Source organism: Acidovorax sp. sif0632 (genome assembly GCF_019218805.1).
Classification (GTDB): domain Bacteria; phylum Pseudomonadota; class Gammaproteobacteria; order Burkholderiales; family Burkholderiaceae_C; genus Acidovorax; species Acidovorax facilis.
Genome location: NZ_JAHUWW010000001.1, coordinates 1 through 17552 on the forward strand (window position 1 = coordinate 1; position 17552 = coordinate 17552).

The following is a 17552-nucleotide window of genomic DNA, read 5'->3' on the forward strand; positions in this document are numbered from 1 at the left end:
GTGACAACGTGTCGATCACTGTGAAGCTGATCAACCCCATCGCCATGGAAGAAGGTCTGCGCTTCGCTATCCGCGAAGGCGGCCGTACCGTGGGCGCTGGCGTCGTGGCCAAGATCATTGCTTAATTAGCAAGGTATACAGGGGTATAGCTCAATTGGCAGAGCGTCGGTCTCCAAAACCGAAGGTTGTAGGTTCGATTCCTACTGCCCCTGCCACTTGAATGTGGCCCAAAACAAGCCCGCCAGACCCTGGCGGGCTTCGGTGTCTTAAGTGATGCCGTGCATCGGAAGCAGGAAATACTCAAAGATGGCCACTTCACAGGTTGAAACAGTCAATACAGGCGCAGACAAGGCCAAGCTCGCTGCGGTGGTGGCCCTGGTCATCGCTTCGGTTGCAGGCTTCTATTTGTTGGGAAAACAAGGCGCTGTGGTGCAGTGGGCTGCGCTGATCGTTGGGCTGGCTGCTGCTGCTGGCGTGTTCTTGGTGTCGGAGTCCGGTCGCCAGTTCGTTGCCTTTGCCAAAGACGCTTGGCGCGAGGTGAAGAAGGTCGTTTGGCCCACCCGCAAGGAAACCCTGCAGATGACGGCCTACGTATTCGCCTTTGTGGTGATCATGGCCCTTTTCCTGTGGTTCACTGACAAGACGCTGGAATGGGTCTTGTACGACTTGATTTTGGGCTGGAGAAAGTCATGACAACCGCTGCGGAAATCACTGGAGCAGAAGCTCCTGCAGGCGCTTCTGCTTCGGCAAATCCCGATCTGCGTTGGTACATTGTCCATGCCTACTCGGGCATGGAAAAGGCTGTGGAGCGCAATATTCAGGAGCGGATTGGTCGCTCGGGTATGCAGGACAAGTTTGGTCGCATTCTGGTGCCGACCGAGGAAGTGGTCGAAATGAAGAACGGCCAGCGCAAGACGACAGAGCGTCGCTTGTTTCCTGGCTATGTGTTCGTCGAGATGGTGATGGACGATGACACTTGGCATCTGGTGAAGCACACCAACAAGGTGACGGGGTTTGTAGGGGGGGCGAAGAATCGCCCTGCGCCGATTTCTGAAGAGGAAGTCCAGAAAATCGTCAGTCAGATGCAGGAAGGCACAGACAAGCCTCGCCACAAGATCGAATTCATGGTCGGCGAACTTGTACGTGTCAAAGAAGGTCCCTTCACCGACTTCAATGGTTCGGTTGAAGAGGTCAATTACGAAAAGAGCCGCGTGCGGGTCTCCGTGATGATTTTTGGCCGCTCCACGCCGGTCGAATTGGAGTTTGGGCAGGTCGAAAAGACATAGGTCTTTCGGATAACACCTAAGTTCTCCCTGGCGAGGCCGGGGTAAGCAGTTGGATGCCGCACTTTTCGACTCGGTGCGAACATCGTGATAGCGAGTCGTTAACCCCGGGGAGCCAGTTGTTGCGTGGTGCGACAACAGCGTTATGACCCGTAAGGAGTAAAACATGGCGAAAAAAATCGTCGGTTTTATCAAGCTGCAAGTTCCAGCTGGTAAGGCCAACCCATCCCCACCCATCGGCCCAGCACTGGGTCAACGTGGTCTCAACATCATGGAGTTCTGCAAGGCATTCAATGCGCAGACCCAAGGTGTGGAGCCAGGTCTGCCACTGCCAGTGGTCATCACGGCGTTCGCGGACAAGAGCTTTACCTTCATCATCAAGACGCCGCCTGCGACGACTCTGATCAAGAAGGCTATCAAGCTCGAAAAAGGTTCTTCCAATCCGCTGAAGACCAAGGTTGGCAAGATCACGCGCGAACAGCTCGAAGAAATCGCCAAGACCAAGATGAAGGACATGAATGCTGCGAATGTTGACGCTGCTGTCCGTACGCTGGCTGGTTCCGCTCGCTCGATGGGCGTGACGGTGGAGGGTTTGTAAATGGCCAAGTTGACAAAAAAGCAAAAGGCCCTGCAGGGCAAGGTTGACAGCACCAAGCTGTACGCCTTTGCAGATGCCGTGGTTCTGGTGAAGGAAGCTGCTACTGCTAAGTTCGATGAATCCATCGACGTGGCTGTTCAGCTGGGCATTGATGCCAAGAAGTCCGACCAGGTGGTGCGTGGCGCTGTCGTGCTGCCCAACGGTACTGGCAAGACGACCCGTGTGGCCGTCTTTGCGCAAGGTGCCAAGGCGGAAGAAGCCAAGGCTGCTGGCGCTGACATCGTTGGCATGGATGACCTGGCTGCCATGGTGAAGGCTGGTGACATGCCCTTCGACGTGGTGATCGCTGCTCCTGACGCCATGCGCGTTGTGGGTACCCTGGGTCAGATCCTTGGCCCACGTGGCCTGATGCCAAACCCCAAGGTGGGCACGGTTACTCCCGACGTGGCTACGGCTGTGAAGAACGCCAAGGCTGGTCAGGTGCAGTTCCGTGTGGACAAGGCCGGTATCGTGCACAGCACTATTGGCCGCCGCTCGTTCGACAATGAAAAGCTGCAAGGTAACCTGGCTGCACTGATCGACGCTCTGAACAAGGCCAAGCCTGCTTCGAGCAAGGGTCTGTACCTGCGCAAGGTCGCTGTGTCCTCCACGATGGGCGTTGGCGTCCGCGTGGACACACAATCCATCGCAGCGTAATTGCGGTAAAAAATCTTCGGGCCTGCAAGGGCCTGATGTGGTGGGCTGGGGTGGTGCAACAACCATCTCCAGGCCATCCAAGACCGTTGGTGTGCAGCCTTGCACTTAATCCCTCCGGGGCCAACGCAGATGGCGATCCCGCTGCAGATGGAATTCATTCCGAAACAGTTGGTCGCTGCAACAAGAGCGTGTACGAGGGCGCAAGCCTGAATGCACAATTTAAGGAGTAGACCTTGAGTCTTAATCGCAGTGAGAAAGAAGCGGTCATCAGTGAAGTGACCAGCCTCGCCGCTAAAGCTCAAACGCTTGTGATCGCGGAATACCGTGGCATCACGGTCGCCGACATGACCAAACTGCGTGTGGAAGCTCGCAGCAAGGGCGTGAACCTGAGTGTTCTGAAGAACACTTTGGCCCGCCGTGCTGTGGCTGGCAGCGCGTTTGACGTGGTGGCTGACCAGATGACCGGTCCTCTGATCTATGGCTTCTCCGAAGACGCCGTGGCTGCCGCGAAAGTGGTGGCTGACTTTGCGAAAACCAACGACAAGCTGGTGATTCGCGGTGGCGCTTTCGGTGGTAAGGCCCTGGACGTGAACGGCGTTAAGCAACTGGCCAACATTCCTTCCAAGGAAGTTCTGCTGGCTCAGATTTGTGGCTTGCTTATGTCCCCCATGTCGCGTACGGCCGTTGTGCTGGGCGCACTGGCGGCGAAAAAAGGCGAAGGCGCAGCCGCACCGGCCGCCGAACCTGTTGCGGCTTGATAGCCCGGCAGACAACCAACACAATTGTTAGGAAATCAAAATGGCATTCGATAAAGACGCATTTTTGACCGCGCTGGACAGCATGACGGTTCTGGAACTCAATGACCTGGTGAAGGCCATTGAAGAGAAGTTTGGCGTGAGCGCTGCAGCCATGGCTGCTCCTGCTGCCGCTGGTGGTGGCGCTGGCGCTGCTGCTGCTGAAGAAAAGACGGAATTCAACGTGGTGCTGACCGAAGCTGGCGCCAACAAGGTGTCCGTCATCAAGGCAGTGCGCGAAATCACCGGCCTGGGCCTCAAGGAAGCCAAGGACCTGGTGGACGGCGCTCCCAAGAACGTCAAGGAAGGCATTGCCAAGGCCGACGCCGAAGCAGCCGTCAAGAAGCTGGTGGAAGCCGGCGCCAAGGCCGAACTCAAGTAATTCGGTCTTGCTCAAGGGCTGGAGTGCTCCTCAAAGGGCCTCCAGCCTTTGGTGCTTTCAGAGCGCACCCGAAAGCCGCCGTGCAAACGCTGGTTTTCGAGTGTCTTCTGACAACCCCGACAGCAGAAGACGCCTTGGTTCGGGTGATGTGCAACGCATCACCGTCCGCCATGGTTGGTAGTGGCCAACCGCCAAGCCCGTAAGGACAGCGCTCCTTGCGGGTCAGTCGTCGAAGACCCAGGACTCATGTCTTTGCCCGGAGATCTCATGGCCTATTCCTACACCGAACGCAAGCGAATTCGCAAAAGTTTCGGCACCCGCGATAGCGTGCTCGAAGTTCCTTATCTGCTGCAGATGCAGAAGGACGCCTACACCGCTTTCTTGCAGGCTGATAAAGCACCCCAGAAAAGAACCATCGAAGGCCTTCAGGCTGCATTCGACGCTGCCTTTCCTATCGTCTCCCACAACGGTTTTGTGGAGATGAAGTTCATTGAATACAACCTGGCCAAGCCGGCTTTTGATGTGCGCGAGTGCCAGACCCGTGGTCTGACTTTCGCCTCGGCTGTGCGCGCCAAGGTGCAACTGATCATTTATGACCGCGAGTCCTCGACCTCGCAGTCCAAGGTGGTCAAGGAAGTGAAGGAGCAAGAGGTCTACATGGGTGAAGTGCCCCTGATGACCGACAAGGGCTCGTTCATCATCAACGGCACCGAGCGTGTGATCGTGTCGCAGCTGCACCGTTCGCCGGGTGTATTTTTCGAGCATGACAAGGGCAAGACCCACAGCTCGGGCAAGCTGCTGTTCTCTGCACGCATCATTCCTTACCGTGGTTCGTGGCTCGACTTCGAGTTCGACCCCAAGGACATCCTGTACTTCCGCGTGGACCGTCGCCGTAAGATGCCGGTCACGATCCTGCTCAAGGCCATCGGCCTGAATCCGGAATCTATCCTGGCGAACTTCTTCGTCAACGATAACTTCCGTCTGATGGACAGCGGTGCACAAATGGAATTTGTGTCCGAGCGTCTGCGTGGTGAAGTGGCCCGTTTTGACATCACCGACAAGTCTGGCAAGGTTGTTGTGGCCAAGGACAAGCGTGTCACGGCTCGCCACACCCGCGAACTGGAACAGTCTGGCACGACGCACATTAGCGTGCCCGAAGACTTCCTGATCGGTCGTGTCGTGGCCCGCAACATTGTGGATGCGGACACTGGTGAGATCATCGCCAAGGCCAATGACGAGCTGACCGAAGCGCTGCTCAAGAAGCTGCGCAGCGCTGGCGTGCAAGACGTACAGTGCATCTACACCAATGAACTCGACCAGGGGGCGTACATGTCGCAGACCCTGCGCATCGACGAAACGGTGGACGAATTTGCTGCACGCGTGGCCATCTACCGCATGATGCGTCCCGGCGAGCCGCCAACGGAAGACGCCGTGCAGGCCCTGTTCCAGCGTCTGTTCTACAACCCCGACACGTACGATCTGTCGCGCGTGGGCCGGATGAAGTTCAACGCCAAGATCGGCCGCGACGAATCCACCGGCCCCATGGTGCTGTCCAACGAGGACATCCTGGCCGTGGTCAAGATCCTGGTCGACCTGCGCAACGGCAACGGCGAAGTCGATGACATCGATCACCTGGGCAACCGGCGCGTGCGCTGCGTGGGCGAACTGGCCGAAAACCAGTACCGCACGGGCCTGGCACGTATCGAAAAGGCCGTGAAGGAGCGTCTGGGCCAGGCCGAGCAAGAGCCGCTGATGCCCCACGACCTGATCAACAGCAAGCCGATTTCGGCCGCCCTGAAGGAATTCTTCGGTGCGTCGCAGCTGTCGCAGTTCATGGACCAGACCAACCCGCTGGCCGAAATCACGCACAAGCGCCGTGTTTCCGCCCTGGGCCCGGGTGGTCTGACCCGCGAACGCGCAGGCTTCGAAGTGCGCGACGTGCACGTAACCCATTACGGCCGCGTCTGCCCTATCGAAACGCCTGAAGGCCCTAACATCGGCCTGATCAACTCGCTGGCTCTGTACGCTCGGCTGAACGAGTACGGTTTCATCGAAACCCCTTACCGTCGCGTGGTGGATGGCAAGGTCACGAACGAGATCGACTACCTCTCGGCCATCGAAGAAGGCAAGTACGTGATCGCGCAGGCCAACGCCGTGCTCGACAAGGATGGCCGTTTGACGGGTGATCTGGTGTCTGCCCGTGAGAAGGGTGAATCCATTCTGTGTGGTGCAGACCGCGTGCAGTACATGGACGTGTCGCCCGCGCAGATCGTGTCGGTCGCGGCTTCGCTGGTGCCCTTCCTGGAACACGATGATGCGAACCGCGCGCTGATGGGCGCCAACATGTCGCGCCAGGCCGTGCCAGTGCTGCGTCCTGAAAAGCCGCTTGTGGGCACGGGCATCGAGCGCGTGGCTGCCGTGGACTCGGGCACCGTCGTGACGGCGACCCGTGGCGGTGTGGTGGACTATGTGGATGCGACCCGTATCGTGATCCGCGTCAACGATGCCGAAGCCGTGGCCGGCGAGGTGGGTGTGGACATCTACAACCTCATCAAGTACCAGCGTTCCAACCAGAACACCAATATCCACCAGCGCCCCATCGTTAAGAAGGGCGACATGCTGGTCAAGGGTGACGTGATCGCCGACGGCGCATCGACGGACTTCGGCGAAATCGCCATTGGCCAGAACATGCTGATCGCGTTCATGCCTTGGAACGGCTACAACTTCGAAGACTCGATCCTGATCTCCGAACGCGTGGTGGCCGAAGACCGCTATACCTCGATCCACATCGAGGAACTCGTGGTCATGGCGCGCGACACGAAGCTGGGCGCCGAAGAAATCACGCGCGACATTCCGAACCTGTCGGAGCAGCAACTGAACCGCCTGGACGAGTCCGGCATCATCTACGTGGGCGCCGAAGTGCAACCCGGCGATACGCTGGTCGGCAAGGTCACGCCCAAGGGCGAAACGACGCTCACGCCTGAAGAGAAGCTGCTGCGCGCCATCTTCGGCGAGAAGGCTTCCGACGTGAAGGATACCTCGCTGCGCGTCGACCAAGGCTCGTCGGGCACCGTGATCGACGTGCAGGTTTTCACCCGCGAAGGCATCCAGCGCGACAAGCGCGCCCAGCAGATCATCGACGATGAACTCAAGCGCTTCCGCCTGGACCTGAACGACCAGCTGCGCATCGTGGAGGCCGACGCGTTCGACCGTATCGAAAAGCTGCTGACGGGCCGTGTGGCCAACGGCGGCCCACAAAAGCTGGCCAAGGGCACCAAGCTCGACAAGGCATACCTGTCTTCGGTGGAGAAATTCCACTGGTTCGATATCCGTCCTGCTGAAGACGAAGTGGCCACCCAGCTCGAATCCATCAAGAACGCTCTGGAGCAAACGCGCCACAGCTTCGACTTGGCCTTTGAAGAAAAGCGCAAGAAGCTCACGCAAGGCGACGAGCTGCCCGCTGGTGTGCTGAAGATGGTCAAGGTGTACCTTGCCGTCAAGCGCCGCCTGCAGCCTGGTGACAAGATGGCTGGCCGCCACGGTAACAAGGGTGTGGTCTCCAAGATCGTTCCGGTCGAAGACATGCCTTACATGGCCGACGGCACGCCTGCCGACATCGTTCTGAACCCGCTGGGCGTGCCTTCGCGGATGAACATCGGACAGGTGCTGGAAGTCCACTTGGGCTGGGCTGGCAAGGGCATTGGCCAACGTATCGGCAACATGCTGCAGGAGCAGGCCAAAGCCGCCGACATGCGCAAGTTCCTCGAAGAGGTGTACAACTCGCGCGGCCGCACGGAAGACTTGTCGCTGCTCAGCGATGACGACGTGATGGCCATGGCTGCCAACCTGACCAACGGTGTGCCTTATGCGACGCCCGTGTTCGATGGTGCTTCGGAAGAAGAAATCAAGGACATGCTCAAGATCGCCTACCCAGACGACATTGCAGAGCGCAAGGGCCTCACGCCCACCCGCACGCAGGCGTACTTGTTCGATGGCCGTACGGGCGAGCGCTTCGAGCGTCCGACCACCATTGGTTACATGCACTACCTGAAGCTGCACCATTTGGTGGACGACAAGATGCACGCGCGCTCGACCGGTCCTTACTCGCTCGTCACGCAGCAGCCGCTGGGTGGTAAGGCGCAGTTTGGTGGCCAGCGTTTCGGGGAAATGGAAGTGTGGGCGCTGGAAGCTTACGGCGCCGCCTACGTCCTGCAGGAAATGCTGACCGTGAAGTCCGACGACGTGGTGGGCCGTACCAAGGTGTACGAATCCATTGTCAAGGGCGAACACGCCATCGAAGCCGGCATGCCGGAATCGTTCAACGTGCTGGTCAAGGAAATCCGTTCGCTGGGCCTGGACATCGAGCTGGAACGCTCCTAAGCAGAAAAGGAAAGAGTCACTATGAAATCGCTACTCGACCTGTTCAAGCAATTCACGCCGGACGAGCATTTCGATGCCATCCGCATCGGCATGGCTTCGCCCGAAAAGATCCGCTCGTGGTCTTTCGGCGAAGTGAAGAAGCCAGAAACCATCAACTACCGCACGTTCAAGCCCGAGCGCGACGGCCTGTTTTGCGCCAAGATTTTTGGTCCCATCAAGGACTACGAATGCCTGTGCGGCAAGTACAAGCGCCTCAAGCACCGTGGTGTGATCTGCGAGAAGTGCGGCGTTGAAGTCACGCAGACCAAGGTGCGCCGCGAGCGCATGGGTCACATCGACCTGGCCGCGCCCTGCGCCCACATCTGGTTCCTGAAGTCGCTGCCATCGCGTCTGGGCCTGGTGCTGGACATGACGCTGCGCGACATTGAGCGCGTGCTGTACTTTGAAGCCTATGTGGTGACCGACCCTGGCATGACGCCGCTGAAGAAGTTCAGCATCATGTCCGAGGACGACTACGACGCCAAGCGCAAGGAATACGGCGACGAATTCATCGCCAAGATGGGCGCTGAGGGTATCAAGGACTTGCTGGAATCCATCGACATCGACATGTCGATTGAGCGCCTGCGTGGCGACCTCACCGGCTCTGAAGTCAAGGTCAAGAAGAACGCCAAGCGCCTGAAGGTGCTGGAAGCGTTCAAGAAGTCGGGCATCAAGCCCGAGTGGATGGTGCTCGAAGTGCTGCCCGTGCTGCCACCGGACCTGCGTCCGCTGGTGCCGCTGGACGGCGGCCGCTTTGCGACCTCCGACCTGAACGACCTGTACCGCCGCGTTATCAACCGCAACTCGCGTCTGCGCCGCCTGCTGGAGCTGAAGGCCCCTGAAATCATCGCCCGCAACGAAAAGCGGATGCTGCAGGAAGCTGTTGACTCGCTGCTGGACAACGGCCGCCGTGGCAAGGCCATGACGGGCGCCAACAAGCGTGCTCTGAAGTCGCTGGCCGACATGATCAAGGGCAAGTCGGGTCGTTTCCGCCAGAACTTGCTGGGCAAGCGCGTGGACTACTCCGGTCGTTCCGTGATTACCGTGGGCCCAACGCTCAAGCTGCACCAGTGCGGCCTGCCCAAGCTGATGGCGCTGGAACTGTTCAAGCCTTTCATCTTCTCGCGCCTCGAAGCCATGGGCATCGCGACGACGATCAAGGCCGCCAAGAAGGAAGTCGAATCCGGCACCCCCGTGGTGTGGGACATCCTGGAAGAGGTGATCAAAGAGCACCCTGTGATGCTGAACCGTGCACCTACGCTGCACCGTTTGGGTATCCAGGCCTTTGAGCCCATCCTGATCGAAGGCAAGGCCATCCAGCTGCACCCCCTCGTTTGCGCGGCTTTCAACGCCGACTTCGACGGTGACCAGATGGCTGTCCACGTCCCGCTGTCGGTGGAAGCGCAGATGGAAGCCCGCACGCTGATGCTGGCCTCCAACAACGTGCTGTTCCCCGCATCGGGCGAACCCTCCATCGTTCCTTCGCAGGACGTGGTGCTGGGCCTGTACTACGCCACCCGCGATCGCATCAACGGCAAGGGCGAAGGCTTGGTGTTTGCCGATACCGGTGAAGTGCAACGTGCTCTGGACGCCGGCGAGGTCGAACTGGCCGCCAAGATCACGGTGCGCATGACCGAGTGGACCAAGAACAAGGAAACGGGCGAATTCGTTCCGTCCACCTCGCTCGTGGAAACCACTGCCGGCCGTGCCCTGCTGTCCGAGATTCTTCCCAAGGGCCTGCCGTTCTCCAACATGAACAAGGCGCTCAAGAAGAAGGAAATCTCGCGCCTGATCAACGTCTCGTTCCGCAAGTGCGGTCTGAAGGAAACGGTCGTGTTCGCCGACAAGCTGCTGCAGAACGGCTTCCGTCTGGCCACGCGCGCCGGCATCTCGATCGCCATTGATGACATGCTGGTGCCGCCACAAAAGGCCGGCATCATCGAGCGCTCCGAGAAGGAAGTGAAGGAGATCGAACAGCAGTATGTGTCCGGTCTGGTCACCTCTGGCGAGCGCTACAACAAGGTGGTGGACATCTGGGGCAAGGCCGGCGACGAAGTGTCCAAGGTGATGATGGCCCAGCTGTCCAAGCAGAAGGTCATGGACCGCCACGGCAAGGAAGTGGACCAGGAGTCCTTCAACTCCATCTACATGATGGCTGACTCCGGGGCCCGCGGCTCTGCAGCCCAGATCCGCCAGGTGGCCGGTATGCGGGGTCTGATGGCCAAGCCAGACGGCTCGATCATCGAAACGCCTATCACCGCGAACTTCCGCGAAGGTCTGAACGTGCTGGAGTACTTCATCTCCACCCACGGTGCCCGTAAGGGTCTGGCCGACACGGCGCTGAAGACCGCCAACTCGGGTTACCTGACCCGCCGTCTGGTGGACGTGACGCAGGATCTTGTGGTGACCGAAGAAGATTGCGGCACTTCCAATGGTTCGCTGATGCGCGCCATCGTCGAAGGCGGTGAAGTGATCGAATCGCTGCGCGACCGTATCCTGGGCCGCACGGCGGCTGAAGACGTGCTGCACCCCGAGAACCGCTCGGTGCTGGTCTCAGCGGGTGTCATGCTCGACGAAGACCTCATCGAAGAACTCGAAGCGGCTGGCGTGGACGAAGTGAAGGTTCGCACGGCACTGACCTGCGAAACCCGCTACGGCCTGTGCGCCAAGTGCTATGGCCGCGACTTGGGCCGTGGCGGCCTGATCAACCTCGGCGAAGCCGTGGGTGTGATTGCTGCCCAGTCTATCGGTGAACCCGGCACGCAGCTGACCATGCGCACGTTCCACATCGGTGGTGCCGCATCGCGCGCTGCCATCGCATCGAGCGTGGAAGCCAAGTCCAACGGCGTGATCGGCTTCAACGCCACGATGCGCTACGTGAGCAACACCAAGGGTGAGCTGGTCGTCATTGCACGTTCGGGTGAAATCATCATCCACGACGAGCATGGCCGCGAGCGCGAACGCCACAAGGTGCCTTACGGTGCAACGCTGACGGTCAAGGCCGACCAGACCATCAAGGCTGGCACCATCCTCGCCAACTGGGATCCGCTGACGCGCCCCATCATCACCGAGTTCGCCGGTCAGACCAAGTTCGAGAACGTCGAAGAAGGTCTCACGGTGGCCAAGCAGGTCGACGAAGTGACCGGCCTGTCCACGCTGGTGGTGATCGATCCGAAGCGCCGTGGCGCTGCCAAGGTCGTGCGTCCGCAGGTGAAGCTGATCGACGCCCAGGGCAATGAAGTGAAGATCCCTGGCACCGACCACTCGGTGACCATCGGCTTCCAGGTCGGCGCTCTGATCCAGGTGCGCGACGGCCAGGATGTGGGCCCCGGTGAAGTGCTGGCCCGTATCCCGGTCGAAGGTCAGAAGACCCGCGACATTACCGGCGGTCTGCCCCGTGTGGCCGAGCTGTTTGAAGCCCGTACGCCGAAGGACAAGGGAACGCTGGCCGAGATGACCGGTACCGTGTCGTTCGGCAAGGAAACCAAGGGCAAGGTCCGCCTGCAGATCACCGACCCTGAAGGCCATGTGTTCGAAGAACTCGTGCCCAAGGAAAAGAACATCCTGGTTCACGAAGGCCAGGTGGTGAACAAGGGCGAATCGATTGTGGACGGCCCGGCCGACCCACAAGACATCTTGCGTTTGCTGGGTATCGAAGAGCTGTCGCGCTACATCGTTGATGAAGTGCAGGATGTGTACCGCTTGCAGGGTGTGAAGATCAACGACAAGCACATCGAGGTGATCGTTCGCCAGATGCTGCGCCGCGTCGTGGTCGAGAACGTTGGCGAGTCCAACTACATCGCCGGTGAACAGATCGAGCGTTCCGAGATCCTCAACACCAACGATGCGTTGCAGGCCGAAGGCAAGATCCCCGCGACCTACAGCAACCTGCTGCTGGGTATCACCAAGGCTTCGCTGTCGACCGACTCGTTCATCTCGGCCGCTTCCTTCCAGGAAACGACCCGCGTGCTCACCGAGGCTGCCATCATGGGCAAGCGCGACGAGCTGCGTGGCCTGAAGGAAAACGTGATCGTGGGTCGCCTGATCCCGGCCGGTACCGGCATGGCCTACCACCAGGCACGCAAGGCCAAGGACGCCATGGACGACGCTGAGCGCCGTGCCATTGCCGAAGCCGAAGCCGCCGAGATGGAAGCCCAGGGTGAAGCAACGGAAGTCGAGGGCAGCACCTCCACCGCGACCGACGCAGCCGCTGACTAAGCCTTCGGGCCGCCTCTGAAAAGCTCCCGTCCTGTCCCTGGCAGGCCGGGAGCTTTTTTCTGGAACCCGCACTTCGATCTTTCGTAGTCTTCGCCTTTCTCCCTCATTTCCTTATCGGGCCGTAACGCGTGGTGCACGCGAGGACGGCAACTGTGCATGTGGTCATCGCCCCTTTTCTGGATTGTTTTTGCCATTGCCGCTTTTTGGGCGCTGGGCGCCTACAACCGCCTGATGCGGCTGCGCTCGGCCGTTGTGCAGGCGTTTGGCAGCTTTGACGCTCACATGGTGCGCCAGCTGTCTTTGATGGGTGAGTATGGTGCGGCGCAAGCCGTACAGCAGGTCCCCTCGGCAGGTGGCACGGAGCCAGAGATGGCGGCACTGCAAGGCGCCACCACCCAGTTGAGCGCATCCTTGGCCATGGCGCGGGCGCGTCCCTTGCAGCCAGACGCGGTGGCCGCCTTGGCGGCAGCGCGCGAGGTGCTCCATGCGTCCTGGCAGAAGGCCACACACAACAGTGGGCAAGCGACCTGGGCGCAGACGTCTGTGGCTACCGCCGCTGCGGACGCGCCGCCCGTGTCTCCGTCGCTGTGGCAGGTTCGGTGGGACGAGCATGTTCTGCAGAACGACCAGGCGATGCGTGTTTTCAACGAAGCGGTGTTGCACTACAACGCTGCCATTGCCCAGTTTCCAGCCAACCTGCTGGCCTGGGTGTTCGGATTCAAGGCCGCCCGCGGGCTGTAGAAAGGTTGCCAGGACCACAATGAACCCACCCGCACCACGACAACAACCCCCACGCCCTGCGTCCCGCCCCGGGCCTAACAAGCGAGCCGACAGAGCCAACAACGCGCCAGCCCGTGACCGGACGCTTTCCGGCCCGGGCGGTGCCAGTCGCCCGGGGGCGGGCGGTCAGCCCGTAGCGCTATGGCAACAGTTGGAGGCTGTGGCCAGTGCCTTGCAGGCCATTCGCACAGGGCAGTCGGGCACCGCAGCACTGGCGGCGGTAGACACAGCTCTGCGCCCTGGGGTGCAGTCTCTCCTGTTCCAGGTGCTGCGCCAGGCCGGACGGGCCGAGGCGTTGCGCCGCCAGATGGTTGCACGCACGCCTCCACCGGCTGCGGATGCGCTGTTGTGTACGGCGCTGGCGCTGTGCTGGAACCCTGAGGAGTCGCCGTACGAGCCGTTCACCTTGGTGAACCAGGTGGTGGAAGCGGCCAAACGCAGCGCGTCCACGCGTGCGCAGGCTTCATTCCTTAACGGTTGCTTGCGCCGCTTTCTGCGCGAACGCGAAGCGCTGGTTGCCCGCACCGATGGCGATCCGCTGGCCCGTTGGAACCATCCGGTGTGGTGGGTCGAGCGCCTGCGCAAGGACCATCCCCAGCACTGGGAGCAGATTCTGCAGGCCAACAATGCCCACGCACCGATGACGCTGCGAGTCAATGCACAAAAAAGCACTCTAGCGCTTTACCAGAAAGCGCTGGAAGCTATCAATTTGGAGGCAATTCCGTCTGGGAGTGTAGGGCTGGTATTGCAGCACCCCGTGCCCGTGCAATCGCTGCCGGGGTTTGAAGAGGGCTGGGTCTCGGTGCAGGATGCTGCAGCCCAGATGGCTGCGCCCCTGTTGCTTGAAGGTCTGGACCTCACCCGGCCTGTGCGGGTGCTTGACGCCTGTGCGGCGCCCGGGGGTAAAACCGCCCACCTTCTGGAGTGGGCGGGCGCTGGTGCGCCGATACAGGTCACTGCGCTGGAGATCGATGCCACCCGCAGCGCGCGCATTGGTGAGACCTTGCAGCGCCTGGGGCTGCGCGCCCAGGTGGTGGTGGCCGATGCGGCGCGTCCGCAAGACTGGTGGCAGCAGCATTGCGATGGTGCGCAGTTCGATGCCATCTTGCTGGATGCGCCCTGTACGGCCTCGGGCATCGTGCGCCGCCATCCGGATGTGCGCTGGCTGCGCCGCGAGAGCGATATTGCGCAGCTTGCAGGCCTGCAGGCCCGGTTGCTCAAGACCCTGTGGCCGCTATTGCGCCCTGGCGGACGGCTGCTGTATTGCACGTGTTCCGTGTTCCGTGCCGAAGGCGACGACCAGGTGCAAACGTTTCTTGCACACAACACCGATGCGCAATTGCTGCCGTCGCCGGGTCATTTAATTCCCGCCAACGGGGACAAGCCCGGAGCTGTCCCGGACAATCAGTCGGGTGACCACGATGGATTTTTTTACGCACTGTTGCAAAAATCGCCGCAATGAGTTCCGTGGGGCTCATTGGGTGGCGATCTGTGCGCTCTTTCTCTTGGTGGCATGGGCCGCAATGGTGCAGTCGGCCATCGCTGGCCAGCCGGTGGACCCCGAGGTGGGCGAACTTCGGCTGGACCGTGCCGAGGATGGCCTCTACCTCAGCGCCACACTGCAATTTGTGCTGCCGGAGCTTGCCGAGGATGCGCTGTACAAGGGCATTCCTATGTTCTTCGTGGCCGAGGCCCAGGTTTTGCGAGACCGCTGGTACTGGTCTGACCGCCAAGTGGCTGAAACCACCCGCTATCTGCGGCTAAGTTACCAGCCGTTGACGCGACGTTGGCGTCTGAACATCTCCCCGGTACCTTTCACCAACAGTGGCCTAGGTGTGGTTTTGGGGCAGAATTTTGACAGTTATGTCGATGCGTTGTCAGCCATTCAGCGCATTTCGCGATGGAAGATCGCTGAACGCGATGTCATTGAGTCAGATGCCGTCCATACGGTCAATTTCCGGTTCCGGCTTGATATGTCGCAGTTGCCCCGACCCTTCCAGATCGGTGCCGTGGGGCGCTCCGGCTGGAATCTCCTGGTATCCCGCAGCCAACGCCTGGCTGCAGAGACCGTCGCCAAGTGAGCCCTCCAGAGTCTTCTCAGACGGGAGCTTCCGCGTCGGCCCATGCCGCCGCACGCCAGTCGCGCGCCGTGCGCTGGGCTGTGGGGGTTGGGGCCGCCATCATGTCGGCTATCGGCATGGTGCTGTTGTTCCTGCTCACCCTGGCCACCAACAACCGCGCGCTGTACGAGCGCAACTACGCCTGGCTTTTTGGCGTGAACGTTTTGGTGGCCGTGCTGCTGCTGGCCGTGCTTGTGTGGGTGGCGGTGCGCCTGGGCATGCGCTTGCGCAAAGGGCGCTTTGGCAGTCGACTGCTGGTCAAGCTTGCGGCCATCTTTGCGCTGGTGGGGCTGATGCCGGGGCTGCTGATCTATGTGGTGTCCTACCAGTTTGTCACGCGGTCCATTGAGAGCTGGTTCGATGTGAAAGTGGAGGGCGCTCTTTCAGCGGGGGTGAACCTGGCCCGTGTGTCGCTGGATTCGCTGGCCGCCGACATGGCCTCAAAAGCGCGCAATGCCAGTGCCCAAGTGGCGCAGGTGCCTGATGCCGCGGCTGGTCTGGTGCTGGAGCGCATCCGCGACCAGCTGGGAGCCACCGATGTCGTGCTCTGGAATGCTGCGGGCCAGGCGGTAGCCAGTGCAGGCCAATCGCGCTTTAGCCTGAACCCCGACCGGCCCGGCGTGGCGTTGCTGCGCACCGTGCGGCAGCAGCGCGCCACCGCGCAGATCGAGGGCCTGGACGATATTTCGGACCCTGCCGCGGCACAGAATGCGCGCGTGAAAGTGCTGGCGCTGGTCAGCAGCCCCAGCGTCGGCTTGCTGGTGGAGCCCCGATACCTGCAGGCCACGTTGCCCCTGCCGCCTGCCCTGGTGGCCAACGCCATTGCCGTGCAGGAGGCCAACCGCGAATACCAGGAGCGAGCCCTGGCCCGTGGGGGGTTGCGGCGCATGTATGTGGGCACGCTTACGCTGAGCCTGTTCCTGGCTGTCTTTGGCGCCGTTTTGCTGGCGGTGCTGCTGGGCAACCAGCTGGCCCGCCCGCTGCTGGTGCTGGCCGAGGGGGTGCGCGAGGTGGCGGCTGGCAATCTCAGCCCCAAGGCTGCATTGCAGGGCAAGGATGAGCTGGGTGGACTCACACGCTCTTTTGCACTGATGACCCAGCAGTTGTCCGACGCCCGCCATGCCGTGGAGCAGAGCATGGGCGAGGTCGATGCCGCACGCGCCAACCTACAGACCATCCTGGACAACCTCACGGCGGGGGTGATCGTGCTGGATGCCCAAGGTTTGATCCGATCGTCCAATCCGGGGGCCACCCGCATCCTGCGGGCACCGATGGCGGCCTATGAGGGGCGACCCCTGTCGGAAGTGCCAGGGCTCGCCGAGTTTGCGGCGTCGGTGCAAGGGCACTTCGACGCTTTCCTGGGCGACCACGAACGCCATGGACTGGACCACTGGCAGCAGCCTTTTGAGCTGCATGCGTCTTCTGGCGGCGTCGGGCAACACGCTACCAGCCTCGTCGCGCGGGGGGCGGAACTGCCCGATTCGGCCAGACTGTTGGTTTTTGACGACATTTCGGAAATTGTTTCCGCCCAGCGCGCGCAGGCTTGGGGTGAGGTGGCGCGGCGCCTGGCGCACGAAATCAAGAACCCGCTCACGCCCATCCAGCTGTCTGCGGAGCGGCTGGAAATGAAGCTCTCTGGCAAGCTGCCCGGCCCTGAACAGGCCATCCTCGCCAAGTCCGTCAAGACCATCGTGGACCAGGTCGATGCGATGAAGCGGCTGGTCAACGAATTCCGCGATTACGCACGCTTGCCTGCTGCAGAACTCCATGCACTGGACCTCAATGCCCTGGTGGCCGACGTGCTCCATCTCTACGGCGAAGAGAACGCCGCCGTGCGCGTAGAAGCCGAGCTGGACCCGCGCTGCCCCTCTATCGCAGGCGATGCGCAGCAGCTGCGGCAGGTTGTGCACAACCTGCTGCAAAACGCGCAAGACGCCACCGAGCAGGCGCGCGCTGGAACCTCGGAGCCCGTGCCCCCGGTACGCATCAGCACGCGCTGGAGTGAGTCCTCGCGCCGCGTGCGGCTCACGGTATCCGACAGTGGTGGGGGCTTTCCTGCGCACATCCTGCAGCGTGCCTTCGAGCCCTACGTCACCACCAAGCCCCGGGGCACCGGCCTGGGTCTGGCCGTGGTCAAAAAGATTGCCGATGAGCACGGTGCGCGCATTGACTTGTCGAATCGGACCGAAGATGGCGTAGTGCGGGGGGCCCAAGTGTCGTTATCATTCGCCCCTGAACCAGCGGTGGCGTCATAACAACACC

The 17552-nt window shown here is 61.0% G+C and carries 12 protein-coding genes, 1 tRNA gene and 1 pseudogene; all 14 read left to right on the top strand.

The features are described from left to right. Positions 1–125 (top strand): annotated as a pseudogene (locus tag KW832_RS00005) (elongation factor Tu); the annotation flags it as partial. A gap of 14 nt (positions 126–139) precedes the next feature. Then, a tRNA-Trp gene (locus KW832_RS00010) sits at positions 140–215 on the top strand. A gap of 91 nt (positions 216–306) precedes the next feature. Beyond that, the gene (secE, locus tag KW832_RS00015; RefSeq protein WP_121422025.1) at positions 307–693 is read left to right on the top strand and encodes a preprotein translocase subunit SecE; all 387 of its coding nucleotides are present in this window, start codon (positions 307–309) and stop codon (positions 691–693) included. Further along, positions 690–1286 carry a transcription termination/antitermination protein NusG gene (gene nusG / locus KW832_RS00020; protein WP_082437456.1) on the top strand — a complete coding sequence of 199 codons (597 nt, stop codon included), beginning with the start codon at positions 690–692 and terminating at the stop codon, positions 1284–1286. The genes secE and nusG overlap by 4 nt, the downstream gene beginning before the upstream one ends. A 163-nt stretch (positions 1287–1449) precedes the next feature. Then, positions 1450–1881 (top strand): 50S ribosomal protein L11, encoded by a 432-nt coding sequence (gene rplK, locus KW832_RS00025; RefSeq protein ID WP_010467238.1) that lies wholly within the window; start codon positions 1450–1452, stop codon positions 1879–1881. Continuing rightward, a complete protein-coding gene (gene rplA, locus KW832_RS00030; protein WP_055398510.1) occupies positions 1882–2577 on the top strand; it encodes a 50S ribosomal protein L1 in 696 nt (231 codons plus the stop codon). It abuts the gene before it with no gap. A gap of 233 nt (positions 2578–2810) precedes the next feature. Beyond that, complete coding sequence (gene rplJ / locus KW832_RS00035) at positions 2811–3335, top strand: 50S ribosomal protein L10 (protein WP_055398511.1); 525 nt, start codon at positions 2811–2813, stop codon at positions 3333–3335. A gap of 40 nt (positions 3336–3375) precedes the next feature. Next, positions 3376–3753, top strand: a complete 378-nt coding sequence (gene rplL, locus KW832_RS00040; RefSeq protein ID WP_008907085.1) for a 50S ribosomal protein L7/L12 — start codon at positions 3376–3378, stop codon at positions 3751–3753. A 267-nt stretch (positions 3754–4020) separates the two neighbouring features. Next, a complete protein-coding gene (gene rpoB, locus KW832_RS00045) occupies positions 4021–8133 on the top strand; it encodes a DNA-directed RNA polymerase subunit beta (protein WP_218299062.1) in 4113 nt (1370 codons plus the stop codon). Between the two features lie 21 nt (positions 8134–8154). Continuing rightward, complete coding sequence (rpoC, locus tag KW832_RS00050) at positions 8155–12390, top strand: DNA-directed RNA polymerase subunit beta' (RefSeq protein ID WP_055398513.1); 4236 nt, start codon at positions 8155–8157, stop codon at positions 12388–12390. A gap of 156 nt (positions 12391–12546) precedes the next feature. Further along, positions 12547–13131 (top strand): LemA family protein, encoded by a 585-nt coding sequence (locus tag KW832_RS00055; protein WP_218299061.1) that lies wholly within the window; start codon positions 12547–12549, stop codon positions 13129–13131. A 190-nt stretch (positions 13132–13321) separates the two neighbouring features. Then, positions 13322–14632: a 16S rRNA (cytosine(967)-C(5))-methyltransferase RsmB gene (gene rsmB / locus KW832_RS00060; RefSeq protein ID WP_218299060.1), complete on the top strand. Its 1311-nt coding sequence runs from the start codon at positions 13322–13324 to the stop codon at positions 14630–14632. A gap of 61 nt (positions 14633–14693) precedes the next feature. Further along, a complete protein-coding gene (locus KW832_RS00065; RefSeq protein ID WP_218299115.1) occupies positions 14694–15251 on the top strand; it encodes a DUF4390 domain-containing protein in 558 nt (185 codons plus the stop codon). Positions 15252–15352: 101 nt separating this feature from the next. Continuing rightward, positions 15353–17545 (top strand): ATP-binding protein, encoded by a 2193-nt coding sequence (locus KW832_RS00070; RefSeq protein WP_255577414.1) that lies wholly within the window; start codon positions 15353–15355, stop codon positions 17543–17545. Positions 17546–17552 lie beyond the last annotated feature (7 nt).

Bases quoted from the DNA above. Each gene is read 5' to 3' on its own strand.
- rplA (WP_055398510.1), top strand. From the start codon at position 1,882: ATGGCCAAGTTGACAAAAAAGCAAAAGGCCCTGCAGGGCAAGGTTGAC.
- rplK (WP_010467238.1), top strand. From the start codon at position 1,450: ATGGCGAAAAAAATCGTCGGTTTTATCAAGCTGCAAGTTCCAGCTGGT.
- KW832_RS00055 (WP_218299061.1), top strand. From the start codon at position 12,547: ATGTGGTCATCGCCCCTTTTCTGGATTGTTTTTGCCATTGCCGCTTTT.
- secE (WP_121422025.1), top strand. From the start codon at position 307: ATGGCCACTTCACAGGTTGAAACAGTCAATACAGGCGCAGACAAGGCC.
- rpoC (WP_055398513.1), top strand. From the start codon at position 8,155: ATGAAATCGCTACTCGACCTGTTCAAGCAATTCACGCCGGACGAGCAT.
- KW832_RS00070 (WP_255577414.1), top strand. From the start codon at position 15,353: ATGTCGGCTATCGGCATGGTGCTGTTGTTCCTGCTCACCCTGGCCACC.
- KW832_RS00065 (WP_218299115.1), top strand. From the start codon at position 14,694: ATGGTGCAGTCGGCCATCGCTGGCCAGCCGGTGGACCCCGAGGTGGGC.
- rplL (WP_008907085.1), top strand. From the start codon at position 3,376: ATGGCATTCGATAAAGACGCATTTTTGACCGCGCTGGACAGCATGACG.
- nusG (WP_082437456.1), top strand. From the start codon at position 690: ATGACAACCGCTGCGGAAATCACTGGAGCAGAAGCTCCTGCAGGCGCT.
- rpoB (WP_218299062.1), top strand. From the start codon at position 4,021: ATGGCCTATTCCTACACCGAACGCAAGCGAATTCGCAAAAGTTTCGGC.